Source organism: Halomonas alkaliantarctica, assembly GCF_029854215.1.
GTDB lineage: Bacteria > Pseudomonadota > Gammaproteobacteria > Pseudomonadales > Halomonadaceae > Vreelandella > Vreelandella alkaliantarctica_A.
This window is the reverse complement of record NZ_CP122961.1, coordinates 879,031-903,760: the sequence shown is the minus strand read 5'-3', so window position 1 is coordinate 903,760 and position 24,730 is coordinate 879,031. Positions and strand designations below refer to the sequence as shown.

21 protein-coding genes are annotated in these 24,730 nt (G+C 54.8%); 11 read left to right on the top strand and 10 right to left on the bottom strand.

Translation table 11 applies throughout. The features are described from left to right. Position 1: 1 nt before the first annotated feature. Positions 2 to 880 (top strand): DMT family transporter, encoded by an 879-nt coding sequence (locus tag QEN58_RS04115; RefSeq protein WP_280105888.1) that lies wholly within the window; start codon positions 2 to 4, stop codon positions 878 to 880. Positions 881 to 991: 111 nt separating this feature from the next. Here the strand turns inward: QEN58_RS04115 and QEN58_RS04110 are convergent, their stop codons facing one another. Next, positions 992 to 2,437 (bottom strand): hypothetical protein, encoded by a 1,446-nt coding sequence (locus QEN58_RS04110; protein WP_280105887.1) that lies wholly within the window; start codon positions 2,435 to 2,437, stop codon positions 992 to 994. A gap of 324 nt (positions 2,438 to 2,761) precedes the next feature. On the opposite strand from QEN58_RS04110, the gene QEN58_RS04105 reads away from it, so the two are divergent. The 3 genes from QEN58_RS04105 (at position 2,762) to QEN58_RS04095 (ending at position 7,190) form a co-directional block, all read left to right on the top strand. Beyond that, entirely contained in the window at positions 2,762 to 3,142 is a 381-nt protein-coding gene (locus QEN58_RS04105; protein WP_280105886.1) for a septal ring lytic transglycosylase RlpA family protein, read from the top strand. A 230-nt stretch (positions 3,143 to 3,372) separates the two neighbouring features. Further along, a complete protein-coding gene (locus tag QEN58_RS04100) occupies positions 3,373 to 4,371 on the top strand; it encodes an NADP-dependent oxidoreductase (RefSeq protein ID WP_280105885.1) in 999 nt (332 codons plus the stop codon). Between the two features lie 272 nt (positions 4,372 to 4,643). Further along, positions 4,644 to 7,190 carry a glucose/quinate/shikimate family membrane-bound PQQ-dependent dehydrogenase gene (locus QEN58_RS04095; RefSeq protein ID WP_280105884.1) on the top strand — a complete coding sequence of 849 codons (2,547 nt, stop codon included), beginning with the start codon at positions 4,644 to 4,646 and terminating at the stop codon, positions 7,188 to 7,190. 87 nt (positions 7,191 to 7,277) lie between these two features. On the opposite strand, the gene QEN58_RS04090 is transcribed toward QEN58_RS04095, so the two are convergent. Then, complete coding sequence (locus QEN58_RS04090; RefSeq protein ID WP_280106894.1) at positions 7,278 to 9,284, bottom strand: TonB-dependent receptor family protein; 2,007 nt, start codon at positions 9,282 to 9,284, stop codon at positions 7,278 to 7,280. 208 nt (positions 9,285 to 9,492) lie between these two features. Here QEN58_RS04090 and QEN58_RS04085 point away from each other — a divergent pair, with 208 nt between their 5' ends. After that, positions 9,493 to 9,666, top strand: a complete 174-nt coding sequence (locus QEN58_RS04085; protein ID WP_035538925.1) for a YqaE/Pmp3 family membrane protein — start codon at positions 9,493 to 9,495, stop codon at positions 9,664 to 9,666. A gap of 115 nt (positions 9,667 to 9,781) precedes the next feature. Here the strand turns inward: QEN58_RS04085 and QEN58_RS04080 are convergent, their stop codons facing one another. Both QEN58_RS04080 and QEN58_RS04075 read right to left on the bottom strand, forming a co-directional pair. Further along, a complete protein-coding gene (locus QEN58_RS04080; RefSeq protein WP_280105883.1) occupies positions 9,782 to 10,273 on the bottom strand; it encodes a nucleoside deaminase in 492 nt (163 codons plus the stop codon). Positions 10,274 to 10,308: 35 nt separating this feature from the next. Further along, a complete protein-coding gene (locus tag QEN58_RS04075) occupies positions 10,309 to 11,568 on the bottom strand; it encodes a dicarboxylate/amino acid:cation symporter (protein ID WP_280105882.1) in 1,260 nt (419 codons plus the stop codon). Positions 11,569 to 12,109: 541 nt separating this feature from the next. Here QEN58_RS04075 and QEN58_RS04070 point away from each other — a divergent pair. The 4 genes from QEN58_RS04070 (at position 12,110) to QEN58_RS04055 (ending at position 13,798) form a co-directional block, all read left to right on the top strand. Further along, a complete protein-coding gene (locus tag QEN58_RS04070; protein ID WP_280105881.1) occupies positions 12,110 to 12,466 on the top strand; it encodes an Atu4866 domain-containing protein in 357 nt (118 codons plus the stop codon). A gap of 112 nt (positions 12,467 to 12,578) precedes the next feature. Beyond that, complete coding sequence (locus QEN58_RS04065; protein ID WP_280105880.1) at positions 12,579 to 13,067, top strand: DUF6438 domain-containing protein; 489 nt, start codon at positions 12,579 to 12,581, stop codon at positions 13,065 to 13,067. A gap of 53 nt (positions 13,068 to 13,120) precedes the next feature. Continuing rightward, positions 13,121 to 13,336, top strand: coding sequence for a TIGR02450 family Trp-rich protein (locus QEN58_RS04060; protein WP_280105879.1), 216 nt, complete (start codon positions 13,121 to 13,123; stop codon positions 13,334 to 13,336). A gap of 255 nt (positions 13,337 to 13,591) precedes the next feature. Further along, entirely contained in the window at positions 13,592 to 13,798 is a 207-nt protein-coding gene (locus QEN58_RS04055) for a cold-shock protein (RefSeq protein WP_007111402.1), read from the top strand. Between the two features lie 130 nt (positions 13,799 to 13,928). Here the strand turns inward: QEN58_RS04055 and QEN58_RS04050 are convergent, their stop codons facing one another. From QEN58_RS04050 to QEN58_RS04040, 3 genes are read right to left on the bottom strand one after another with little or no spacing between them, the layout of a single operon-like run. Next, the gene (locus QEN58_RS04050; protein ID WP_280105878.1) at positions 13,929 to 14,795 is read right to left on the bottom strand and encodes a putative RNA methyltransferase; all 867 of its coding nucleotides are present in this window, start codon (positions 14,793 to 14,795) and stop codon (positions 13,929 to 13,931) included. Between the two features lie 36 nt (positions 14,796 to 14,831). Further along, complete coding sequence (locus tag QEN58_RS04045; protein WP_280105877.1) at positions 14,832 to 14,969, bottom strand: EamA family transporter; 138 nt, start codon at positions 14,967 to 14,969, stop codon at positions 14,832 to 14,834. An 11-nt stretch (positions 14,970 to 14,980) separates the two neighbouring features. Then, positions 14,981 to 15,736: a helix-turn-helix domain-containing protein gene (locus QEN58_RS04040; RefSeq protein WP_280105876.1), complete on the bottom strand. Its 756-nt coding sequence runs from the start codon at positions 15,734 to 15,736 to the stop codon at positions 14,981 to 14,983. A gap of 158 nt (positions 15,737 to 15,894) precedes the next feature. Here QEN58_RS04040 and QEN58_RS04035 point away from each other — a divergent pair, with 158 nt between their 5' ends. Further along, entirely contained in the window at positions 15,895 to 19,368 is a 3,474-nt protein-coding gene (locus tag QEN58_RS04035) for an acyl-[ACP]--phospholipid O-acyltransferase (protein WP_280105875.1), read from the top strand. A gap of 76 nt (positions 19,369 to 19,444) precedes the next feature. Here the strand turns inward: QEN58_RS04035 and QEN58_RS04030 are convergent, their stop codons facing one another. The 3 genes from QEN58_RS04030 to QEN58_RS04020 form a co-directional block, all read right to left on the bottom strand. After that, on the bottom strand, positions 19,445 to 20,200 hold the full coding sequence (locus tag QEN58_RS04030; RefSeq protein WP_280105874.1) for an alpha/beta hydrolase family protein: 756 nt from the start codon (positions 20,198 to 20,200) through the stop codon (positions 19,445 to 19,447). A 79-nt stretch (positions 20,201 to 20,279) separates the two neighbouring features. Then, positions 20,280 to 22,007 (bottom strand): mechanosensitive ion channel family protein, encoded by a 1,728-nt coding sequence (locus QEN58_RS04025; RefSeq protein ID WP_280106893.1) that lies wholly within the window; start codon positions 22,005 to 22,007, stop codon positions 20,280 to 20,282. Positions 22,008 to 22,219: 212 nt separating this feature from the next. Then, a complete protein-coding gene (locus QEN58_RS04020; protein ID WP_280105873.1) occupies positions 22,220 to 23,194 on the bottom strand; it encodes an AraC family transcriptional regulator in 975 nt (324 codons plus the stop codon). Between the two features lie 169 nt (positions 23,195 to 23,363). Between QEN58_RS04020 and QEN58_RS04015 the strand changes: the two genes are divergently transcribed. Continuing rightward, positions 23,364 to 24,701, top strand: a complete 1,338-nt coding sequence (locus QEN58_RS04015; RefSeq protein ID WP_280105872.1) for a tetratricopeptide repeat protein — start codon at positions 23,364 to 23,366, stop codon at positions 24,699 to 24,701. The last annotated feature ends 29 nt before the right edge of the window (positions 24,702 to 24,730 follow it).

Sequence of the window (24,730 nt, the reverse complement as noted above, 5' to 3'; positions counted from 1 at the left end):
TATGCATCCCGTTCACTCCCCCGCGTTATTCCCACGTTGGTACAGTGTTGGTGCGGCGCTGGTGGCCGTGATGCTTTGGAGTGCGGCACCGCTGCTGGCTGAACTTGCCAAAGCGTCACCGCCCCTGCAGCTTACCGCCGTGACTCTGTTAGCGGGATCACTGGCGACGCTACCGTTAAGCCGCCGCGTAAACGTCGCTGCCTGCGGCGCGGGTTGGCAACTCAGCGTTTGGGTGGGTATCCCACTGCTCATCTTTGGCGCCGTCAGTACCTATTTTATTGGCATGCGGCTAGCCCCCGCCGCCGAAGCGGCGCTCATTACCTATACCTGGCCCGTGCTGTTCGTGCTGCTCAGCCAATGGAGCCGTTTTGGCCGCCTGCGCATCGCGGGGGTAGTCGGCGCCCTTATAGCGTTTTCAGGTGCGGCACTGCTGCTGGTACCTCAAGCCATCAGCGTGGGGCTGGGGGGCGCCACCACGGGCTACGCGCTAGCACTGCTGGCTGCCTGCTGCTGGGCGATCTATTCATGGTTAAGCCAAGCGGCGCCGGTGGCTTTAACGCCGCTACTGCCGCGGCTACTGCTCATTGCCTGCGCTATTGCCGTGATCGCCAGCTTACTACTGGAAGGCACTATCGCCCTCCCCAGCGGTGAAGCGTTACTCGCGGGCATCTCACTGGGTTTAGGGCCTTACGGAGTAGCCATGGTGGCGTGGGATAAAGCATTGCGCTGGGGGCACACGAGCCTTGTGGGCAGCTTGGCGTATGGCGTGCCGATTCTGGCTGCCCTACTGCTGGTATTGGCAGGTATGAGCGTGCTCGACTGGCGTTTACCCGCCGCGGCAGTGCTGGTGGTAGTAGGTTGCCTCAAAGCTGGCCGTTAATACGCATTACAAAGCCTCTATTTCGAAGAGCCGATCAACAAACACAAACCAAACGTAAACGCCCTTGCCGCTGACAGCGACAAGGGCGTTATTATCGATTGGCACTAACAATTAAAGTTCTGGAGCAATATCCGTCGGTTCCATGTTAAAGCTTAGTTCGAACATACCACTACCGGTAGCGCTAAAGCCGCGTGCGCTTACCGTGTAAGTGCCTGGCAGCAACGGCTCTTGAAGCCGTGAGTCGGTACCGCCTGCGCCGTCGTCATCGCTGGCGACAAAACCTTGGCCACTGATCTCGATATAGGTATCAAAATCGTCGGAGCGCATTTCCAATGTCACTAACGAGCTCTCTTCTACTTCCAACTGATACGTCAGCGGTTCACCGCTATACCAACCGTTGAGCGCTTCACCCGGGACAAGTGTGCCTTCATTACGAAGCTCCACATCTGGCATATCACGCGGTTCCATGGAGAGCGTAAACATGCCGCTGCCCTCGCCATAGGCAGTGCGTGCCGTTAACTGATACTCACCGGGGGCGAGAAAGTCAGCGATGCTCGCATCCAGGTTACCAGCGCTGTCATCATCTTCGCGGTAGTAACCGTTAGGCCCCTCAAGCACTAAGTAGGAATCGACATCGCTGGAGCGCATATCAATTTGGTACATGCCGGCTTCGTCTACCTCTACTTGGTAGCTAAGCTCCTGACCGCTGAACCAGCCGTTGAGGGAGTCATCGGGAGTGAGCGCCCCATCGTTGCGTAGCTCACCATCACCCGGTAATTCATGAGGCTCTACTGAAAGCGTATAAACGCCATTGCCGTCATCGTAGGCACTGCGTGCAGTAAGAGTGTACTCACCGGGCTCGAGGAAATCGGCAATGCGCGCGTCTAAATCACCGGCACTGTCGTCGTCTTCACGAGCGTAACCATTCGGCCCTTCAATCTCTAAGTAAGCGTCGAAGTCGTCAGAACGCATTTCCAGTTGATAGAGGCCCGCCTCTTCTATGTTCAAGGTAATTTCACGGGCATCCCCTTGCAGCCAGCTGTCGATTGGCTCACCCACAGCCACAGTGTCGGCATCCGTCAATTCCACAGTGCGACTAACAACGGTAAACGGGCCATAGCTATGGGCGTCAGCACCGCTTACCACCACTACATAATCACCACTCTCCTCAATACGGTGACGAACGATGGCCGCATTATCGAGCAGTTGTAGTTCATCATCATAAAGCGCCACCACACCTTGTAAGGCTCCGTTGAGAGAAATCTCAACAATCTCATCTTCTTCCAGTGTGATTGCATAGCGCATAAAGCGGCTACCGTCGTTACCGTTCAGTTCGCTGGCTGAGGTTATTTCGCCACGCAGGCGCTCATCAAGCGTGAGCTTTTCAAGGCCAACGATAGCCTCGGCAACAGTCGATTGATCAGTTGTCTCTGCGCTTTCGGCAGACGTTTCATCAACGGTTTGCCCCGGCAAGGTAATAATTTGAGCGGAGAGAAAGCCTACGGCTGCACCACCGACCGCCACTAATACAAACGCAAACGAAGAAGATTTAGCCATGAATGGTTCCTTGTTGAGTCGCGATGACAATTATTAAGTAAATAAGCATTCATGATTATAAGGTGCTTACTCAATTAAAGTGAGCGTTTCATGAAAAACGCTGCATTGCACAAAACGCTTTCTCTATTCATTTCATGCCTGGGCCGATAAGTCACTGAAACCCAAGGCCACATCAGTAGAGATTAAAAATTCTTGAAATTGAACCTATTTGCATCGATCTTCTCAAAGGTTGCTGACTCGATGCTACAAGGGTAGTATCGACAAGCCTATCAGGCACCTCAACAAGAGTGCGATATTCGCAACACGCAAAACCGAGGTACTCCTATGGGAGCCCAAAAACGACTGATCCGAACGATTTGTTTGGCAGTGATAGTAGTCAGCAGCGCTGCCAATAGTGCTTTTGCACACGAAACAGAAACACAGCAAGGCGTCGCCTCCTTTTACAGTGACCGCTTCCAAGGAGCGACCACTGCCAGTGGAGAGGCATTTGACCAACAAGCATTGACCGCCGCACACCCAAGTTTGCCGTTTGGCACCAAGGTGCTGGTGACACGCCCTGACACGGGGCAAGCAGTAGAAGTACTGATCAATGACCGCGGCCCTTTCATTCAAGGACGCATTATTGATTTATCTAAACGCGCGGCAGCGAAGCTTGGCATGATCCGCCGCGGTACAGCTCCAGTGATGGTAACGCTGTTGGATTAACGGATAACACATCCTTGATTGTTGTGTGATACCCCTTAGCCTAATCAATGCGACAGCACACAAAGCACACCATTAGTACAAGACAGCCAACAGACAGGGCGGCCAGCAATGGACCGCCCTGTTTCTTTTTGTGCCTAGCGCTCAATATATTAACGAACTTGCAAGCAGGCTAATGGTCTCTATGCTGCAAGGAGTTCGACACACGCTCAGTATTCGCAGGAGGCACATCAATGCAGTCACAATTTTATACGCTTACCGATTACCCCAACGGCCTGCCCGACCGTGCGCTGTTCAAGCTGGAAACACAAACCCTACCCGACCTAGCCGAGGGTGAAGTACGCATTCGTAATCACTGGCTTTCCGTCGACCCTTACATGCGTGGTCGCATGAGCGGCATTCGTACTTATGTGGAACCGTTTGAACTCGGCAAGCCGATGGAAGGCGGCGCCATTGGCGAGGTGATTGAGTCCAATGATTCAAGCTTAAAAGTGGGCACCAAAGTCAGCCATATGGGCGGGTGGCGGGATATTGCCCAACTGCCTGCACAAGGCGTCACGCCGTTGCCCGATATCGATGTTCCCGAGCAGGCCTATCTGGGTGTGCTGGGCATGCCAGGCATGACCGCCTGGACTGGCCTCAACGTGATTGCCGAATGCAAGCCGGGTGACAATGTGTTGGTTAGCGCGGCCAGCGGTGCGGTTGGCTCTCTAGCGGTACAACTCGCTAAAGCAAAGGGCTGCCATGTGGTCGGTATTGCCGGCGCTGCGCATAAGCTGGCCTGGCTTGAGTCACTGGGCGTTGAACCGGTTAGCTATCGCGACCGCACTGCACAGGAGTTAAGCGACGCCATTAAACTCGCCAGCCCCAACGGCATTGATGTGTATTATGAAAACGTCGGCGGCATCTGCCTAGAAGCGGCATTGAGCCAGCTAAATGAAGGCGCGCGGATAGCGGTATGCGGCATGATCGACAGCTACAATGCCAAAGAGCCCACCCCCGGCCCGAGCAATCTCGCTCAGCTGGTAGTGCGCAAAGCCAAGATGCAGGGCTTTATTGTGGCTGACCACTGGTCTAGCTATCCCTACTTCCTGAACGAAGTGGCCCCCCAAGTAGCGGAAGGCAAGCTGGTTTACAAAGAAACCGTGAAAGAGGGTCTGGAGAGCACACCCGACGCGTTCCTTGCCCTGTTTGACGGCGGAAACACCGGTAAAATGCTGGTCAAGCTATAACGCTTACTGACTGCCTCACCCTACCGCCCCTTCCCTCCTACCGAGATGAAGATGTTCAGAGGTGGGGTGCCCGCCGCAGAAAAATCATCAAATCGTTAGACCAATAGCGAATTGATTATTAAAATCATTCATTATAACGATGTGCTCTAACCCATCGGCGACGCCGATGGGTTAGAGCGCGTTGCTGTTTCGTCGCTTGGCACTTATTGCTTGAATTTAGGGCTTAAGCGCCATGCATTAACGTATTAAGTACGTTTCACCAGGGGCATCTCATGGAAGAAAGCACGCGCGATCATGGTAAATGGCCAGCGATAACCGTTGGCCTGCTACTACTTATTATTGGCTTGGCGCTGGCCGTTGGAGGCGGCAAGCTGCTTAGCGTGGGCGGCAGCGCCTACTACTTAATGGCCGGGCTTAGCATTATTGCTTGCGGCATTTTATTTGTCCTGCGTAAAGGCGCCGCACTATGGCTCTACGCACTCATCCTTTTTGCTACCTTAGTGTGGGCGCTGTGGGAAGTAGGCCTTGATTGGTGGCAACTAGTCCCGCGTGTCGCCATCCTCTGCTTAATCGGTATTTTGCTGCTCCTGCCCTGGTGGCGTAAGCCGCTGCACTCTAAAGGCGGCAGCCTGGCGCTTGTTGGCAGCATTGCTGCCGCTACGATCGTGGCCATTGCCAGCCAGTTTAACGACCCCGGCACTATCGAAGGATCGCTGGCAAACAACAGCCAATCGACGGCCGATAGCGTTAACCCTGCCCAAGTGGCAGGCGATGATTGGCCTGCTTATGGCGGCACCAATGCGGGCACCCACTACTCCTCACTCGATCAGATCACCCCGAACAACATTGGCGAGCTTGAAGAGGTATGGCGCATCCAAACCGGTGATGAGGCGGGCCCCAATGCGCCCCCGGAGATCACCAATCAGAATACCCCGCTAAAAGTGAATGACAGCCTGTATATCTGCACGTCGCATAGCCGGGCAATGGCGCTATCCCCTGAAACCGGCGAAACCCTGTGGGCGTTTGACCCTGAAATCAGCACCATGGGTGCAGATGACTTCTCTGGCTGGGCGCACATGACCTGCCGTGGCCTCGCCTATTACGATGCGGCCAGCTACTCAGGTACTGACAGCACACCTGATAACGAAACGGCTAACAGTGACGCTGCGCCGAGTAGTGCGACAGCGCTCTCTTTCGATATCTTCGATGACAACGATATTTTTAGCCTGGATCTCTCCTTCTTGTCACTGCTGTTTGGTGTTGAAGAAGAAAATGGCGCCCCGCAGCTACCCATGCTCAGTGAGACCGATGTCATGTGCCCACGCAGGCTCTACCTGCCCACGGCGGATGCACGCTTGATTGCGCTAAATGCGGATACGGGTGAGCGGTGTGCCAGTTTTGGTAATAACGGCGAAATTGATCTTATCAACAATATTGGCGATTTCTCACCGGGCGGTTACTACTCCACCTCCCCTGCGACGGTGACCGAAGATTTGGTCATACTGGGCGGACACGTCACCGATAACAGCTCCATCGACGAACCCTCCGGCGTGATTCGTGCCTTTGATGTGCATACCGGCGAGCTGGTATGGAACTGGGATAGCGGCAACCCTGACGACACCGACCCGTTACCCGAAGGGGAAACCTACACCCGCGGCTCCCCTAACGTATGGGCACCGATCAGCGTTGATGAAGAGCTGGGTATGGCTTACCTGCCCATGGGTAACGCCACGCCTGACCAGTATGGCGCTGACCGCACTGAGAATGATGAAGCTTACAGCGCGGGCTTAGTGGCCCTTAACCTGGACGATGGTCAGGTTGAGTGGGTTTACCAATTTGTTCACCACGACCTGTGGGATATGGACAGCCCCGCACAGCCGGTGCTGATTGATCTGGTTACAAGTGATGGCACCCAGCCCGCAGTTATTCAGCCGACCAAGCAGGGCAGCCTGTATGTACTGAACAGGGAAACCGGCGAGCCGATTGTGCCCATTGAAGAGGTGCCTGCACCGCAGGGCGCCGTGGAAGGCGACTGGACGGCCGAGACGCAGCCGCGTTCAGCGCTTAACCTACTGCCACCGCCGCTCAACGAACGCGACATGTGGGGCGCCTCACCGTTTGACCAGATGATGTGCCGCATTCAATTCAACTCTTTGCGCTACGAAGGCCAGTACACACCGCCTTCGCTGGAAGGCAGCATTGTTTATCCGGGTAATGTCGGCGTAATGAACTGGGGCGGAGTGGCCGTTGATCCTGAGCGCCAAGCGCTGTTTACCGGCGCTAAATACTTGGCGTTTGTTTCGACATTAATTCCGCGTGATGAAGTAGAAGAAGGCCAAGGCTCTGCCAGCGAACAGGGCTTGCAAGCCAATGCAGGCGCACCCTATGCCGTCGAACTTGGCCCGCTACTTTCAGTGCTCGGCCTGCCCTGCCAAGCGCCCTCCTGGGGCGGTGTGGCCGGTATCGATCTGCAAAGTAACGAGGTAGTGTGGAAACACCGCAATGGCACCACCCGCGACAGCATGCCCTTCGGCCTGCCGATTGGCTTGAACGTCGGTGTTCCGGCGCTGGGCGGCCCGCTGACTACTGCGGGGGGTGTATCGTTCTTGAGCGGCACCCTGGATCAATATCTGCGTGGTTACGACATCACCACGGGCGAGGAGCTGTATAAAGCGCGCCTGCCTGCAGGAGGCCAGGCCACGCCGATGACCTATACCGGCGAAGACGGTCGTCAGTATGTGGTCGTCACGGCGGGTGGCCACGGCACCTTCGGCACTAAGATGGGCGATTACGTGATTGGCTACGCGCTACCGGAGTAACCGGTTAGCGAAGCTAGTAACCAAACGGGCGGCCTCAGTGATAATAAATGAGCGCCGCCCGTTTTTTATTTACTCCCGCATTTCGACTTAGAAGCGTACTTCTAAACCGCCATAAACACTGCGCCCAGGCGCCGGTTCGTAGAAACGTCCAAAGGTGCCGTTCAAGCGCACGTTGGCATAGTGCTCTTCATCTAAAAGATTGCGCACGCCCACATACGCATTCAGTCGCGTATTGCTTCCCAACTGCCAATCGTCCCCTACCCGCAGGTTCACCAGCCAGTAGCTATCGACCTCAGTCTCGTTGGCGTTGTCCGCCACCATATCGCCTACGTACTGGGTTTCCAGCGTGGCAAAACGTTCATCCAATCCCTGCCAAGTTAGCTGATTGACCCAAGTTTGCTCGGGTAGACCAGGAATGCGATTCCCGCCAAAGCTGTCAGTGGGTGTAGCAAATTGATCAAACTCATAGCTGGCTAGCGTAAGGGCGCTATCCAACCGCCATTGGTCGGCCAACTGCCAACCCAGCGCCAGCTCGATGCCGTCCCGGTCGGTGTCGCCGGCGTTTTGGTAGAAGGTACGGCCGCCGTCGTCATAAGGCACCAGTTCATCGCGCACGCGCACCGAAAACAGCACCAGATCGTAATCCATGGCCAACGGTTCAACGTAGCCCCGCAGCCCCACTTCACGGTTCCAGGCTTTTTGCGGCGACACCGACGGGTTAAAACCGCCGCCAGCCGGATTGGCAAACTCGGAGAACGTTGGGGTTTCAAAGGCCGTACCGGTATTGATATAGGCCTGGTGCTGGGGGCGATAACGATAGCTTAAGCCTGCCGAACCGCTCCACTCATTGAAGGTTTGCTCACCGCTCTGGTCGCCATCGTCCTGATAGCGATCGTCTACTTCTAGCTCTACTCGGTCAAAGCGAGCGCCCAGCGAGAGTGTTACCTGCTCTGTCAGTGCTAAATCGCCCTGGGCAAATACCCCAGCGGAGGTTGCCGTCTGGGTCTCTTCGGCCAACTGCTCGCCAACAACACCTTGGCCATTTACAGCATTACGAAAGCGATCGTCGTCCTGGCGAGCCACATCAACGCCGGAGATGTAGCTTAGCGGCAGGCTACCCAGGCTGATCTCATGGTGATACTCGGCACTCGCGCCCAGGTAATCACGCTGGTAACCGATGCGGCTATCGCCCACATAGGGCAACTGCTGCTCAAAATCGCGCTGCGAAACAAAGCCTTTCAGGTAGAGCTCGCCAGGGCCTGCGGACAGATCTTCGTACTGTAAGCCCAGAAGCTGTTGGTCTACATTCTGCCCTGCGTCCAATGCCAATGAGTTCGGCGCCGCTTGATCACGGCCACTAGCCACCTCACCCGCGTTCAGCGCGCCCGGATCTTCAGAGCGAGGGTTGTCGAGCAGGTTGATAATCGCAGTTAACGCCCGGTCACTGCCCAATTCGCGGCGCAGTTTGGCATTCAAGAGGTACTTCTCTGTCGAGCTCTGCTCCCGGTAGCCATCTACATTGAGCGCCGAGAAGCTCACATGGTGAGACCAATCCCCTTGAGCCCCGCCTGTTTGCACGACCGCCTTACGGTAGCCATCGCTTCCCACCTCGGTGCGCACGCTAGAGCCTGGATTATCGCGCCCATCGGCGGTGGTGATATCAATCACCCCACCCGCCGCGTTGCCGTACAACACAGAAGAAGGCCCGCGGATAACTTCGATGCGCTCAGCGCTGTCCAGGTCAATGGCATCCAGCTGTGCTTGGCCGTCGGGCAGCGTATAAGGAATGCCATCCACCATCACGGTAATACCACGCACCCCAAACGGCGCACGAGCGCCAAAACCACGAATAGAGATACGCTGGCCTTGGGCAAAATTGTCGCGGTTCTGCAGGAACATCCCCGGCACGCGAACCAGCGCTTCATCCAGCCGCGTACGCTGTTGCCCCTGGGCAATGGCGTCGCGGTCGAGCGTTGTTACCGCAGCGGGTGTGGCGTAAAGCTCTCGCGAAAGGCGTGGCGCTGTCACTTCCAGCGTGGCCAGAGTGTTGTCGGCTGTCGGGCCTTCTTGCGCCCAGCTCTGGCCAGCGCCCAGACAACTTAATAAGCAAAAAGACGTGGTGGTTATTTTCAGGGGCAGTTTGAACACGGGGTCCCTCCCAAATAGCGTAGAGCGGAAATAAATGGCGGAATTGAACGATTGTCTACTCGGCTAGTCGTAGAGGATTCGCCAAGGCATGGATAAATAGATTGATCATGCCTACACTTGCACAAGTTACACCAATGAAAGCAAAGGAGGCTTCATGGCGTTTACCGCGACTGATCCAATTAAGATGATTTTTGCCGTTATACTTCCCCCACTCGGGGTTTTCTTTGAGGTCGGTTTTAAAGGGCATTTCTGGCTGAACATTATTTTAACGCTATTTGGCTTCATACCAGGCATTATTCACGCGTTTTATGTGATCTTGAAACACTAGATTTTAATAGCCAGGTTTTAGTAGCTAGGTCTTGATAAATGGATTTAATAGCTAGTTTTCAATAGCTGGTTATAGCGCATACGACGCCGCCTAATCTAACGCTTAGGCGGCTTTTTTATGTCTTAAAAGTAGGGCTGGCATGGCGCCGTTTATGCAATGCGTGAACGCGTTCATCCAGCTCTGCTATTGGGCCTTCTACCTCGAGCCCTGGCACAACCTGTTGAATAGGCAGGGTCGCCACTGGCGACGGGGCCACGCCCAAGTCCGCTAGCCAGCGGCCCAACTGTTCAGACGAACTGACGTAGACAATTCGCCCAAGCCCTACCCAGCCGTGGGCAGCGGCGCACATGGGGCAGTGCTCACCTGACGTATAAACGGTCGCCTTTGATCGCGCCGCTGGTGTCATATTCTGAGCAGCCCAGCGTGCCAGGAAGAACTCTGGGTGCTGAGTAGCATCACCCCCGGCTATTCGGTTACGGTCCTCTGCCAACACGTCACCTTCTGCACTTACCAGCACGCTGCCAAAGGGTTCATCACCCGCGTCAAGGGCCTCTTCGGCTAGCTCAACGGCACGTATTAAGTAAGCGAGCTCTCGATTATCCACCATGGGCTCTCCTTATCGTCGTCATTGGCCTACTGCATTTACCCCTTTACCGTTGCGGCTTCTTCGACAAACGCTTCTTGCAACTCCTCTCCTTCACTACGGGCTATCACGGAGGTGCCTACCAAGTCGCCTGTCACGTTCAGCGCCGTACACCCCATTCCCACCAGTGCATCAATCGCGGTGAGTAGCGCGACGGTTTCAATCGGCAGGCCCACTTGGGTAAATACGGTGGCAATCATTATGATACCGGCCCCCGGCACCCCTGCCGTGCCCACCGACACTAGCGTGCCGATCAACACTATTTGCACCATGCTAATGAAATCCAGCGGTGCGCCAATCACATTCGCCGCAAAGACCGCCGAAATGGCAATACGAATCGCCGCGCCATCCATATTTAACGTAGCGCCTAATGGCAGACTGAAGCCATAGATGCTTTTGGGAATTCCTAAGCGGTGGGCAGCATTAACCGTCAACGGTAACGTACCCGAGCTACTTTGGGTGGCAAATGCCGTGGCCATCGGCGTACGGGCCTCGCGGAAAAAGGTGCGTAGCTTCACGCCAAACAGCCGCATGATGGCGCAATAAATCAGCAGTTGGGTTGCCAGAGCGATATACAGTACGACCACCATATCGCCCAATGAGAGCAGCGTTTCCAAACCCTGCTGACTCACCGTTTCGGCAACAATCGCAAACACGCCGATGGGCACGTAGTGCAATACCCCCGACATCACTTTTAGTGTGACCTCATTTAGCGATTCAATCACCCCATAAAGACGTTCACCCATGGCATGCTGGCGTTCCGATTGGCGCATTTTTAGCAGCGCGATGCCAAACACCAGCGCCGTAAAAATAATGCCAAGCATATTAAGTTCGGCAAACGCACCGATAATATTATCCGGCACTATATTCAGCAGCGTATCGACAACGCCTGGATTCTCAGGCACCGAGAAACTGGCGCTCTCATCCAACGTCATACCGCTACCGGGGCTAAACAAGGTGGCAACCGCTAAGCCCACCATGATCGCCAGCGCCGAAGAGCTAAGGTAATAACCAAACACCTTAGCGCCTACGCGGCTAGCGCTTCCCTCCCTGGACTGATTAACCCCGACAATAAGCGTAAACAGCACAATCGGGACAATCAGAAAAGTGAGCAGCCGAAGCAACAAATCGCCTAACGGCGCCAACCAAAGCGCTACCGACTCTCCGCCCGCCAGCCCGACCACAATGCCCAGCACCAGCGCGATGGTGACGCGTAAAATCAACGATGCCTGACAATAGGCCTTCCATATGCTTGTCATTTAAGTCCCTACGGTTCGATTTAAATCTTACGTTGCTATCTGGGTAGTGTGGCACAGCCTTATCAGTCTGACTTCATGCGACTAACTTCCGACACCAAAAGGTGACCATGAACGAAATCCCCTTACATCGCGAACGTATCCTGCCTTTTTCTACACACGGCAGGATTAGGCAAGCATGCAATAGGATCCACTCTATTGGTTTTTGCTGCCGCTCGTTAATCTTCTCCAGGTAGTAATAAATAAGAGGATTATTAAATGACAGCTGCAATTAACGCTTCAATAACGAGCCACTCATCAATGACTCATCCTTCAAAAGTTGTCTTATTGACCGGTGCTAGCAGCGGTATCGGTGAAGCCACAACGCTTTGACTAGCGGGTCAAGGCCTCCGCCTCGTGGCCGGCGCACGTCCATGTGATTAACCAACCAGGCGAAGGGGCGATACCAGCAACATCGTCGTGCGGCCCACCACTAGCCTATAACACCGCATACGCCACACTAGAGCGACTTGTCGTGTGTGGCGGTTAGAACGAGTGATTTCACATGCGAGACACTAAGCTTCCCATTTACTGGAAACGCGATCTGGTCGTCGCTGGCATTGTCACTATTATGCCAGCACTGACGACGGCAAAAACCTACCCTGACACAGGAAAAAACGCCATGGCAGACCACCCCTACATTGGTATGTGGGTAACCGAAGATGGCCTAGTTCGACATGAGCTTTTAGCCAATAATCGTTACGATGAGGCTCGGGGCGAACGCCAAAGCGTTTACCAAGGACGCTATCGAGTAACGGATAATTACATCGAATACTGGGATGACACCGGCTTCACCGCCGATGGGGAATTCATCGATGATGTGCTCTATCACGGTGGCATGGTGCTATATCGCCAAGAGTAAGCTGTCAAAGCCTAATACCTGATTCAATCATTACGGTATTTCTGACCCTAATGAAGCTCTTTGCAAATAACCTATCAAGTCAGATTATCTTTACAAGAAAAGGAGTTTTCGCATGCGTTTTCCTATCACCTGCTTAACGGTATCCACATTGGCGCTAATTACAGCGGGTTGCGCCCAGAATCCCGCCACGAACAGCGAAAACAGCCTAGCTGAAATCCGTTATGAAGTAGGCCCTTGCTACGGCACTTGCCCTGTCTATAGCGTTGCGGTTGAGGCGGATGGTACAACCCGCTACATAGGTGAACGTCACACTGCCGTGGAAGGTGAGCGCACCCAACCAGGCAATACGATTGTTTTCCGTTCGCTGCAAGAGCGACTAGCTACAATGCAACCCGACATGGGAACAACGCAGCAAACCCTTGATTGTGAACCTCGTGCCACCGACCTGCCTAACTATACAGTGACGTGGGTTAATAAAGATGGCGCGCATGCGGTGCTTGAACACGATACTGGCTGCCATTCTGAAAATGGTCGCGAACGAACTGAGATCCTAAGAAGCCTCAATGCAGAGCTTGGCATTGAAAATTGGGTACAACAGTAAGCGCCTAATCACTTATGCCAGCTAACACGCGATATCTTTGCCAAGGAGCGTCAATGCATAAGATTAATCCGAGCAAGCTACACCACAGCAAATGGACGGCTGCCCAGCCAAGCAATAAAGAGAAGCACTTTATGGTTACCCAGCTGCTGCGCGATGAAGAAGAGAACGTAGTAGAGGTCGTACTTGAGGCTATTTACTCTCATCGCGAGTTCGTTGTGCCGTGGGAAAGCTTAAAAGATGACAGCGTATGGAAAGTGGGCTGGCAATAGAGACTATTGTGTGAGCGCAAAGGTAAGATAATCAACAAAGGCTTTGACATGCGCAACACTTCATGACACTGTAGCGTCAGTTGGTTAGCAAGCAAGCATGGTTTCAGAAGTGTACGAAAAAGATTTAGAAATGTACGAGATAGACGTGTACGAGATCTTTCGGCAAGCCTGTAATTGTATTCCTTGTTTTATCCGCTATTAATCTGGGTGATACCAGGAACTTTACTAAGCGCTTTGCGCGAGAGGATTTTTACTATGTCTACTGGCACAGTTAAGTGGTTCAACGATACTAAAGGCTTCGGTTTCATTGCTCCTTCTGACGGCGGCGATGACCTGTTTGCCCATTTCTCTGAAATTCAAGCAGACGGCTTCAAAACCCTGCAAGAAGGCGCTAACGTTTCTTTTGACGTTACCCAGGGTAAGAAAGGCCTTCAGGCTTCAAACATCAAGCAAATTTCCTAAGCCTAAGTCTTTTAAGATATAGCGCTTTAGAATTTGCTCGAACCTTTCGAGGTTCGGACGACAAAGCCCGCTTATGCGGGCTTTGTTACGTTTAGAGATATTACATTTAGCAGATTCTTTACTGAGCGGGCTAGGTACGCAGCCACTGCTCTACCCGAACATCTACAGTCACTTCCAGCTTATCAAGTGCCGCTGCACGAGCACGTCCTTCAGCACTGGCGCGGTAAAGATGCGGCGTCATCGCCAACAGATCGGCAATTTCATCCCTTCCGTTTAGTGCAAGCGGGTAGCTTACTCTCTCGCTGCTATGGTGAGTAAAGCCTTCCGGCACCTCTGCTTCACTCGAACGCTCTGCTTTTAACGTAGGATAGATAACCTCCCGCAGTTCCCTCAAATGATTGGGCCCCGACTCGACCTGTAGTAGTACGCCTCCGGTTTTAAGCACACGTGCAAACTCGCTAACCACCGGAAAACCAAACATACACAGCACGCTATCCAACGTTCTCGTCTGCACCGGCAAGTGCGCATTACTACCCACGACCCAGCTGCTTAGCGGTGCCTGTTTAGCATCCTGTTTTGCTGCGGCCAATACTGCCCATTTAGAGATATCCAGCCCCATTAGCGAAAGTGACTGCGCGTTAGTCGCCGCATCAGCCAATTGGCGAAGGTAGTAACCTTCACCGCTGCCCGCATCCAGGCAGCTAAACGGCAGCATATCGTCCTTTTTAACCTCCGCATGGCTCAAAACTGCACGACTGATAAAGTCCGCAATGGGCTGGTAGTGTCCCGCCTCAAGAAAACGCTGGCGAGCAGCCACCATCACCTTACTATCGCCCGGGTCATGGGAGCGCTTTTGCTGCACCGGCAGTAGGTTAATGTACCCCTGTTTAGCAATATCAAAACTGTGCCCGTCAGGGCAGCTCCAAGCGCTATCCGACCAACTGAGTGGTTTTCCATCTAGCGGGCACGCCAGTGCTTGAAAAGGGGTAATGCTCATATCGGTGTCTTCGCAAAGGTAGATGGGTGCATGCGTTTAGCGAGTCACCAGAATGATGCCAACTAAAATAACGCCACCGCCGATTACAAAATTAATGCTCAGCGGCTCATTGAGCAGCAGTGTACCAAACAGAATACCGAAAAGCGGCGCAGCGAAAGAAATGGTTCGCCTCATCCTTACTTAATTTAATCTACCTTATTGTTTAATCCTTCGCGCTTGTAGCCTTGGAAAAGCCCATACTGCCACTGCCGTACCGCCAGCACAGAGGTCGTGCCAAACCGCTGATGAATGGGCAACCCGCTCTCTCGTTCGCATAGCGCATGAAACTCTTTCGCCAGGCGCTGCATGGTCTGCTGCCACTCAGCGTTACCTGCCGGGGATAACAGGCCATTGAGCACGATCAGCTTTTCGCTGTCGCTATCGAAACGTGAGCGGAAAAATTCGTTGGCGATATGCTGCTGAAAGAAACGCTGTATAGGCCCATCTGCGCGCCAGCGGAAATTGGCAGCAACCCGTCGCCGGATCCGGTTATCGGGAAGTAAATCAATGAGCTTAAGCCGTTCAAGCTTGAGTAGCTGGCGGGTACATTCCGGTTCACTTAATTGATACTGGTGATGGATTTCGTCGAAGCTATAGCCATTGATGACGCAGACAGCCACCAGAAACAGCTCCCAGTCATCCACAATGCTCTGCTCTTGAGCATGGGTTAGCTCCTGCAAACGCTGCTCGTCAGCTTGCATGGTCTGCACGAGCTCGGCGAATTCGAGATTCAACTGGTCACAGATACACTCTAGCCGCGATAGCGTAAAGTGCTTCTCAGCGAATAGGCGCTTCACAGAGGCCTCGCTCAGCGCCAACCACTGAGCGACATCGGCATAGGTTTTACCCTGAGCGCGAAGCTGGCGTTTTAGCGTTTCAATCAGCGAATCGGCTTGGGACATAGGAATCTCTTAAACGGCATGAAAAGGCATTACACAAAAAGTAGCAAATAATGATACCAAATAGCACCCATGACACAACTTTGTGCAAATGAGTTGCAACCCGCAAGCCTCACAGAGAAAGTGCTACGACTTCCAGGGATTAAGAAGGCTAAACAACGATGCATCGACTACTGCACTTGAAGGGCGCTTGGCCCTATTTGATCGCTATTTTTCTCAATGCCTTTGTGGATCTAGGCCACAAGATCGTCATTCAGAACACGATCTTCAAAAGCTACGATGGCGAAGCACAGGTCGTACTTACCGCGCTGGTGAATGGGTTAATTTTACTGCCGTTTATCTTGCTGTTTAGCCCGGCGGGCCACGTGGCGGATAGCTACCCGAAGGTACGTATTCTGCGCACATCGGCATGGGCCGCCGTCGCTGTATCACTGGGTATCACCGCCGCCTACTACCAAGGCTGGTTTTGGCTGGCATTTTCCATGACGCTGCTGCTGGCGATTCAATCGGCCTTTTACTCACCGGCCAAATACGGCTTGGTCAAAGGGCTGTTCGGCAAGCCGCGTTTGGCGGAAGCCAACGGGCTGATCCAGGCCATTACGATTGGCGCTATTCTAGCGGGCACCGTGGCGTTTACAGCGCTATTTGAAACCTGGGTGTCACCGGACGATCAAACCCCAGCGCAGCTGTTGCGCCAAATAGCCCCTCTGGGCTGGCTGCTTGTGCTCAATAGTGCCCTCCAAGTGGTGGCGCTTTACCGCCTTCCGCTTGATAACACCACTCGGTCAGACACACCACTGACCTGGCAGCGCTACATCAAGGGCGCCGCCCTGAAAGACAACCTGCGGATTATCGCTCGTCAGCCTGTCATCAGGCTCTCCATTATCGGCCTTGCCACCTTTTGGTCAGTGGGCCAAGTGCTGTTGGCGGCTTTTCCCGCTTATGCCAAAGACGCCCTGAGTATCGATAACACTTTAGTGCTCCAGGGTATTCTCGCCGCTAGTGGTATCGGGATTGCACTGGGCTCCATGCTGGCCAGCAAGCTTTCACATAACCGCATAGAAACGGGCTTGATTCCGGTCGGAGCTGTTGGGGTGGCCGTGGGCTTATGGTGCTTGCCGCTGTTAACCACGCCTGTTGGCCAAGCGCTGAACTTTGTGTTTATCGGCATGATGGGAGGACTGTTTATCGTGCCGCTTAACGCGCTGATTCAGTTCCACGCTGCTGACAACGAGCTAGGCACCGTGCTGGCCGCCAATAACTGGATTCAAAACATCGCCATGCTGGGCTTTTTGGTGCTCACGGCGCTGTTCGCACTGGCGGGTGTAGATAGCCACTATCTGCTGCTACTCATCGCCACGGTGGCAATGGTCGGCGGTGGCTATACCATTGTTAAGCTGCCGCAGAGTTTGGTGCGCTTTCTGTTGAGCTTCTTGCTGACACGCCGCTACCGCGTAGACGTTCATGGCTTGCAGAACCTGCCCGCCCAGGGCGGCGTACTGCTATTGGGCAACCATATCAGCTGGGTGGATTGGGCCATGGTACAGATCGCCAGCCCTCGCCCTGTCCGCTTTGTCATGCTCAGATCGGTATACCAGCGCTGGTACCTACGCTGGTTCTTTAAAGCCCTGGGCTGTATTCCCATTGAGCGCGGTAGCGGTGCTGAAAAAGCCTTGGCCGATGTCGCTGAACAGCTCAACGCGGGTGAGGTGGTATGCCTGTTTCCTGAAGGGGCGATAAGCCGCACTGGTCAACTAGGCGAATTCCGTCGTGGTTACGAGCGCGCCTGTGACATGGCGAATCCAGATGTCAAAATTGTGCCTTTCTACCTGCGTGGCCTATGGGGCAGCCAGTTCTCCCGCTCTTCGAGCAAAATTAAAGAGCTGCGCAATGCGCCATTACACCGCTCGGTAGTGGTCGCCTTTGGCAAACCGCTGCCCAAGGATACCTCTGCCGATGTGCTTAAACGGCGTATTTTTGAGCAGGCTACCCGCTCTTGGCAGCGGGCCATGGGCGAACTACCCACCCTGCCTAACGCCTGGATTCAAAGCGTTAAACGCCGCCCTAACGACCTTGCCCTGGCCGATACGCTGGGCCGCCCACTTAACGCAAGCCAAGCGCTCACCGCTAGTTTGCTGATGGCTAAACGCATTCGCAAGCTCAACCCAGGGCAAAACGTTGGCCTGCTGCTACCCACTAGCAGCGCCGGGGTTATCGCCAATATGGCCACGCTGCTAGCGGGTAAAACGGTGGTGAATCTTAATTACACCGCCGACCATGAAGCGCTGACCTCTGCCCTTTCCCAGGCGGAAATCGCTACTGTCTTCACCTCACAGCGCTTTGTGAAGAAGCTCGAGCAGCGCGGGCTCGACGTTAGCCAATTGCTTCGCGAGAAGCAGGTGGTCTTTTTAGAAGACCTGCAAACCACGATTGGCCATGTTGAACGCTTGAGCACCTGGCTTGCGGTGAGAGTATTGCCAACATGGCTGCTACAGCGATGCCTCTGCCACGGCCACGATGCCGATGCCACCGCCGCCATCTTGTTCTCAAGCGGAAGCGAAGGCGAGCCCAAAGGCGTGATGCTCAGCCACCGCAACCTGATGGCCAATATCAAGCAGACCTCCGACGTGCTTAACACCCAGAGTAATGACGTTGTAATGGGCTCACTACCGCTGTTCCACGCCTTTGGCCTTACGGTCACCCAACTGCTACCGCTAATTGAAGGGCTACCGCTGGTGTGCCATGCCGATCCCACCGATGCCCCCGGCATTGCGGGCGCTATTGCCAAGCACAAAGCCACTATTATGTTCGGCACCTCCAGCTTTTTAAGGCTGTTTGTGCGCAGCTCAAAAGTGCATCCGTTAATGCTGGAAAGCTTGAGGGTGGTGGTTGCCGGGGCTGAGAAGCTCGACGAAAACGTGCGCGAAAGCTTTGCACTGAAATTCCACAAGCCTGTGTATGAAGGCTACGGCGCCACGGAAATCGCTCCAGTCGCGTCGGTGAATCTGCCCGACGCCATGGGCGTTCACTATCACCAGGTGCAGCGAGGCAGCAAAGTAGGCACCGTCGGTATGCCGCTGCCCGGCACCAGCTTCAAGATCGTCGACCCTGATAGCTTTGAAGAGCTACCTACCGGCGAGGCGGGCATGATATTGATTAGCGGCCCACAAATTATGCAAGGCTATCTCAACGACCCTGACCGCACGGCCAAGGCGCTCCACGTGATCGATGGCCACCACTGGTACATAACGGGGGATAAAGGCTTTATCGATGAGGACGGCTTCTTAACTCTGATTGACCGCTATGCCCGCTTCGCGAAAATCGGCGGAGAGATGATCAGCCTGAGCGCCGTTGAGGCCGCGGTAAAAGCGGCTTTGGAGGATACAGACATATCGCTGATGGCGGTGAGCATTCCCGACAGCCGCAAAGGCGAGCGCATTGTGCTGCTTGCAGAAACAGCGCTGGACGCCAAAACCGTTAAGGCCACTATGCTTGCCAGCGGTACGCCCCCCATGATGATCCCCAGCCACTGGTTGACGGTGGAGACTATTCCCCATCTCGGCTCTGGAAAAGCAGATTTTGCAGGGGCGAAACGCTTGGCTCAGGCACTGATAGCGGAGGGACTGAAGCCTTAAAAGGTGATCCCTTCAGCTGCCAAGATGGGCTTTTGGGATGGGAAAATGATGAACCATTATCCTATGAAGTCGGGACTTACAGGTGTTTTGAAAAGAAATCCAGGAGCAGCTCGTAGTGCTGATTCTGCCCAGAGCTACTGGGTATATGGTCCTCACCCTCGTAGTAATGCACTTCCGGCGAGCGGCCATGCTCGCACAGGCGTTGCTCTAGGCGCTTGGTCATTTCCACCGACCACATTCGGTCTTGGGTGCCATGGGAAAGCAGTAGCGGCCCCGGGTAGCGTTCGATCTCTATCAGCGTGGTAGGCAGCAAGCCATCGTGACTATCACACCATGTCCAGGCGCGTTTACTGGCGTCCCAAGCTTGCCAGCCTGGATCCCCTGCATCGCGAAAACTAAGTGCATCAAAGGCGCCGCACACAACGTCTGGCGGGCTGTGCACGGCGATAGCATCAGGTGCGCCTTCGAGCTTATCTCTTGCCATTAGGGAGGCAAGCAATAGCGCATGCTCGGCGCCGCGTGAAATTCCATAAAGTCCTACTCGCTCATCAGCAAACTGGAATTCCCTAAGGGCTTTCAATGCTTCCACACTGCGATCCAGTGGGTAATCGATAATATGCCCCGCGCTCCATGCATTACCGCCGCTTGAGTAGCCATAAGGGAACGCCAAGAAGCCATGGGCGGCAAATAGCATCGCGTCCCGATGGCTCCAGCCCGCCCATGCGCCTTCAGAACCATGCAGTAACATGATGGCTGGAAAAGGGCCATCGCCCGAAGGGCCATAAGTAATGCCCCAACCGGGTAGTAAACGCTGCACGATATTTAAAGGCATCTCAAAACACTCCCTGACTTCTTTGGCAGTCTATCTACCATATCCGCAAAAGCGTTATCTACCGTTGCATAACCACTCTCTACTCCGACGGCTTGTCCTCAACACTATCCACTGCCCCCGCGCTTTTACCTTGCGCCCCGCGGGCGATGTCGCTGTGACTGATCACCACAATCTCTCTTGGCCACCACTCTGGATGGTTATCACGGATAAATGCCAACAACTGCTCGCGCACGTTCATCTCCGCTGTCCAACCTGCCAAAGGGTCTGACGTCATAAGGTAACAGGTGACGGTTTGCGCCGTTCCTGTTTGTGCCGTTACGTAACACAGCAGCTTATGGTGTTCGATAATGCTGTCTTCTTCTTTGGCGATTTCGAGGAACTTGTCTCTTAACAGCCCTATATCGGCACTGAGGTGAAGCGTCAGCGTCAATGACCGATACATTTTGGTGCTCTTCACCGACAAATTATCGAAAGGCTTAGAGGTAAAATAGGTAACAGGCACGATCAAACGCCGCTCGTCCCATGACCGCAGACGGATAAAGGTATAAAAGATGCCTTCTACATAACACCACTCACCTTCAAAGATCACCAGATCGCCAATGCGAATGGGCTTGGCTAATGACAACTGAAATGAGGAGAGAATATTACCAAGTACCGTTTGACCAGCCACACCTACTAATACGGCCAATACGCTGGCTGAAGCCAGAATGGATAAGCCTAGCGTTTCGAAAAGCTGAACCTGACCCAGTATGTAGATTGAGACGCCGGTCACGGTGATCAGAATAATGAGTCGACGCAACGCGTAGAGCGAAGTCAGCAGCCTGCGCTCATCCCTGGGCTTAGTGTCATCTATCTCGCCCACGATTCGCCGCGTTAAACGCAGCATAATGGTATCTACCAAGCGCAACGCAATGGTGCCGACACCCCAGGCCAAAACGCTGATTAACAACACACGGAGGGTGGTGGTGGCAACCGCCGAAAACGACACTACATAGTCCAACATCATTTGGGTGACCATGGACATCGCAATCAGCGCTACTGGCATACCAATTTGACTGGCAAAAATGCTCGACATTCCAGAAGGCAGCCATTTCGACATCAACCCAATGAAGCGGTGAACTCCCCATCCGACAAGGCCGACAACTATCAAGAAGAGCGGAATCGCAATCCACTCCCAAATCCTCAGAATGCCAAAGGGCGCCTGGAGGCGCGCGGGAATATAGCTTTCCACCATCGAGGGGCCGTATTGCTCATACAGAACCGGAATATACGAGACGCTGATCGGCATGATTAGCCAAACGGGGTCTTGATCCGCTACGCGATAGCGGCCCAGGCGAATATCATAGGTTTCTCCATCAGCCTGTAGAGACGACACCTCGATATTTCGACGCGTCTTACCAACGCGAGGGTTTTGGCCCGTGGGGTCTTCAATGAGCCCATCTTCCCGGCCCGGCAGATCAGAAACGCTAAGCCATTCGCCGCGCTGAAAAATCTCCGCCAACTGCCGGGCCAGTTCACGCCCCTGCTCACGCTGATCACCCTCTGAAAATTCGGTAAGGTTGAGCATATGGGCAGCGGCTTCATACTCCCCCTCATCTGTCAGTTGCAGAAAGCTCCTGATCGACTCCCGCGGTGTTACCCGGTTCGCTTCTTCAGGGGGTTCACCAAGCCCCGTATTTAACGCATCGACGGTAAACCATCGTTCGTTGTCGCTCTCTCCTCCTTGAGTTTGTGCCGCGCATAGGCTGGAAAAGGTCAGCGCCATCACCAACAACCCCCATGCGAGCCACGAGCCGTTTGCTTTCATAAATGCCTTATTCATTGAAGTGGGCCAGTTTGCGTCCGCCTGACGACCAGCATTGAGCACTGGATCATCCATGTCAGCGGTTTGATAGATACAGATTACCTTGCTTGATGAGACAAGGCGACGGGTAGCGATGCACTCTCCTGGCCATTCGCTCATCACCTAGCTTGTGGGAACTGGTTACTAGAACCGGACTGGAGGTTAGAGCATACGGTTCAGTCATCGGGTTCATGCAGTGCGCGCTGTTCTCGTCGCCAAGCCGCGGGTGGCGATCCAAATGCACGCTTGAACGCTTTGTTAAAAGCGGTTTCCGACTCATACCCCGCTTCCAACGCGATACGTGAGATAGGGGCCACAGATTCGCTAAGGCGCCGCGCGGCGAGCTGCATGCGTAGCCTGGCCAGATAGCGCATCGGCGGCATACCTACCAAATCAGTGAAACGCTCAGCAAAGGCAGAGCGCGAGAGTCCCACTTGGCGCGCCAGCACTTGCGTTGTCCAGTGACGCTCGGGAGAGTCATGCAATTGGGCCAGCGCTCGACTGACGAAGGGGTCGCCCAATCCGCCAGCCCAAGCACGCTGCTCAGGCGGCAGGCGAGTGAGATAGCGCTGTGCAGCTTCGATAAACAGCAATTCAGCAAGCCTTGCTAGCAACGTCGGTGTACCCACCGACCCTGCAACTAACTCAGAGGCAGCAAAACGGAAGGAGCTTTCGATCCAGGCCCTGGCCGCGCCCTCCACCACATCCAGCGTCATCACTCGGGGCAGTACGCCAATCAGTGCGTCGCAAGGTGTCTCGCTATTCATAAAACCGCACTGCACACGGGTGGTTTCACCGCCACCACCGTAGACGATCCGCGCCAATCCGCCTGCACTTGTGGGCTCCAGCAGATGATCGATGCTGATTGGCCGGATGCCTAATTCACTGGAGAGAAGATGTGGGTCGTTGCGCGGCAGTAGCACTATATGCCCCGCCGACACCTCTAACGGCGTCTCCTGCCCCACTTGCAACAGCAACCGTCCGGCACTGACATAGTGGTAAGCGAGAATGCCCTGCGGCACTCGGGTGAAAGGCCGATAATCCTCTGGAGTAACCTGCGCCGCCACGCACCAGGGTGCAGAGAACTCCGCATCAAGAAAGATGCCACCGTTAAAGCGAATCATGCGCAGCACATCGAGTGCAGCATCCATGGGTCTGTGTCTCTATCGCGGCGGATCGGACAACAACGCAGGCGCCTCGACCATTAACGTCTACCGTACCTCATCGTAGTCTAGCAGCTTGGTAAGCGGGCGGGCCGCCGCCAGGTGGCAAAAGATTGTCACCGCCAATAATCACAACGACAAACTGGAGATACCTACTATGCTGACCGACCGCCAAGGCAACGCTCTGCCCGGCGCCACTTCTGAAACACAGGAGCTTTACCACCGCGCTATCGACGCCTTCAATGTCTACCGCGGCGACCCCGTCACCCCACTGGATCAAGCTATTGAAGCCGCCCCCAACTTCACTATGGCACGCATCGCGAGGGCCTATCTGTTTGCTCTGGCCACCGAACCCGCCGCCGCAACCGCGGCCAAAGCCGACCTGGCCGCTATTAACGGTGCACGCTTGAATGATCGGGAGGCTTCCCATGTCGCCATCCTAACGCAGTTGCTTGCCGGTGAATGGAGCGCCGCGGGGATCGCCCTGGATTACCATAACCTGCGCTACCCATATGATCTGCTGGCCCTGCAGGCCGGTCACCTGGTCGACTTCTACCGCGCTAACGCCCGCAACCTGCGTGACCGCCTCGCTCGCGTGCTGCCAAAATGGTCGCCCGATATCCCAGGCCATTCAATCGCCATGGGCATGTACTCTTTCGGGCTGGAGGAGACTGGCGACTACTCCCGCGCCGAGCAAGTCGGCCGGCAAGCGCTGGATCTACAACCACTCGACTGCTGGGCGCACCACGCCGTAGCCCACGTCATGGAGATGCAGGGCCGTGCCCAGGACGGCATAGGCTGGATGGCCACGCGCGAGCCTTACTGGTCGGGTGACGACAATCTGTTCAAGGTGCATAACTGGTGGCACCTCGCCCTCTGCCATCTCGACCTCGGGCAGACCAGAGAAGTGTTAGATCTCTACGACGGCCCAATCCGTCAAGAGCGCAGCATCGTGGTGCTGGATATGATCGACGCCTCGGCGCTGCTATGGCGACTAGCCCTCACCGGTCAAGACGTCGGTGGGCGTTGGCAGGAACTGGCGGCCGCCTGGGATCAGCACGCGGACGGCCAGCTCTACCCTTTCAACGATTGGCATGCGGTGATGGCCTACCTGGGTGCTGGTCGCGACGACCAAGTGGAAGCACTGGTGACGACGCTACGCAATACCGGCCACAGCTCCGAAACAGCGAACTGGGCTCGACGCATCGGCCTGCCCCTGGCAGAAGGATTTGTAGCCTTCTGGCGCGGCCACTACACCGCTGCAGCCGAGCGCCTACACTCGGTACGTTATATTGCTAACGCCTTCGGCGGTAGTCACGCCCAGCGCGACATTATCGACTGGACGCTGACCGAGGCCGCCATACGGGGAGGCAATCGCGAGCTCGCTGAAGGTATGGCCAACGAACGCTTGGCACTCAAGCCACATAGCCCCATTAACCGGGACTTCCTGCGCCGGGCCACTGCAACAGCCGAGGCAGAGCGCCAGATCGCCTGACGCGAGAAAGAGGGTGCTCCCGAACCACG

What these genes read in the sequence shown, in the direction of transcription:
- QEN58_RS04115 (WP_280105888.1), top strand. Translation starts at nt 2, where the DNA reads ATGCATCCCGTTCACTCCCCCGCGTTATTCCCACGTTGGTACAGTGTT.
- QEN58_RS04110 (WP_280105887.1), bottom strand. Translation starts at nt 2,437, where the DNA reads ATGGCTAAATCTTCTTCGTTTGCGTTTGTATTAGTGGCGGTCGGTGGT.
- QEN58_RS04105 (WP_280105886.1), top strand. Translation starts at nt 2,762, where the DNA reads ATGGGAGCCCAAAAACGACTGATCCGAACGATTTGTTTGGCAGTGATA.
- QEN58_RS04100 (WP_280105885.1), top strand. Translation starts at nt 3,373, where the DNA reads ATGCAGTCACAATTTTATACGCTTACCGATTACCCCAACGGCCTGCCC.
- QEN58_RS04095 (WP_280105884.1), top strand. Translation starts at nt 4,644, where the DNA reads ATGGAAGAAAGCACGCGCGATCATGGTAAATGGCCAGCGATAACCGTT.
- QEN58_RS04085 (WP_035538925.1), top strand. Translation starts at nt 9,493, where the DNA reads ATGGCGTTTACCGCGACTGATCCAATTAAGATGATTTTTGCCGTTATA.
- QEN58_RS04080 (WP_280105883.1), bottom strand. Translation starts at nt 10,273, where the DNA reads ATGGTGGATAATCGAGAGCTCGCTTACTTAATACGTGCCGTTGAGCTA.
- QEN58_RS04075 (WP_280105882.1), bottom strand. Translation starts at nt 11,568, where the DNA reads ATGACAAGCATATGGAAGGCCTATTGTCAGGCATCGTTGATTTTACGC.
- QEN58_RS04070 (WP_280105881.1), top strand. Translation starts at nt 12,110, where the DNA reads ATGCGAGACACTAAGCTTCCCATTTACTGGAAACGCGATCTGGTCGTC.
- QEN58_RS04065 (WP_280105880.1), top strand. Translation starts at nt 12,579, where the DNA reads ATGCGTTTTCCTATCACCTGCTTAACGGTATCCACATTGGCGCTAATT.
- QEN58_RS04060 (WP_280105879.1), top strand. Translation starts at nt 13,121, where the DNA reads ATGCATAAGATTAATCCGAGCAAGCTACACCACAGCAAATGGACGGCT.
- QEN58_RS04055 (WP_007111402.1), top strand. Translation starts at nt 13,592, where the DNA reads ATGTCTACTGGCACAGTTAAGTGGTTCAACGATACTAAAGGCTTCGGT.
- QEN58_RS04050 (WP_280105878.1), bottom strand. Translation starts at nt 14,795, where the DNA reads ATGAGCATTACCCCTTTTCAAGCACTGGCGTGCCCGCTAGATGGAAAA.
- QEN58_RS04045 (WP_280105877.1), bottom strand. Translation starts at nt 14,969, where the DNA reads ATGAGGCGAACCATTTCTTTCGCTGCGCCGCTTTTCGGTATTCTGTTT.
- QEN58_RS04040 (WP_280105876.1), bottom strand. Translation starts at nt 15,736, where the DNA reads ATGTCCCAAGCCGATTCGCTGATTGAAACGCTAAAACGCCAGCTTCGC.
- QEN58_RS04035 (WP_280105875.1), top strand. Translation starts at nt 15,895, where the DNA reads ATGCATCGACTACTGCACTTGAAGGGCGCTTGGCCCTATTTGATCGCT.
- QEN58_RS04030 (WP_280105874.1), bottom strand. Translation starts at nt 20,200, where the DNA reads ATGCCTTTAAATATCGTGCAGCGTTTACTACCCGGTTGGGGCATTACT.
- QEN58_RS04025 (WP_280106893.1), bottom strand. Translation starts at nt 22,007, where the DNA reads ATGAAAGCAAACGGCTCGTGGCTCGCATGGGGGTTGTTGGTGATGGCG.
- QEN58_RS04020 (WP_280105873.1), bottom strand. Translation starts at nt 23,194, where the DNA reads ATGGATGCTGCACTCGATGTGCTGCGCATGATTCGCTTTAACGGTGGC.
- QEN58_RS04015 (WP_280105872.1), top strand. Translation starts at nt 23,364, where the DNA reads ATGCTGACCGACCGCCAAGGCAACGCTCTGCCCGGCGCCACTTCTGAA.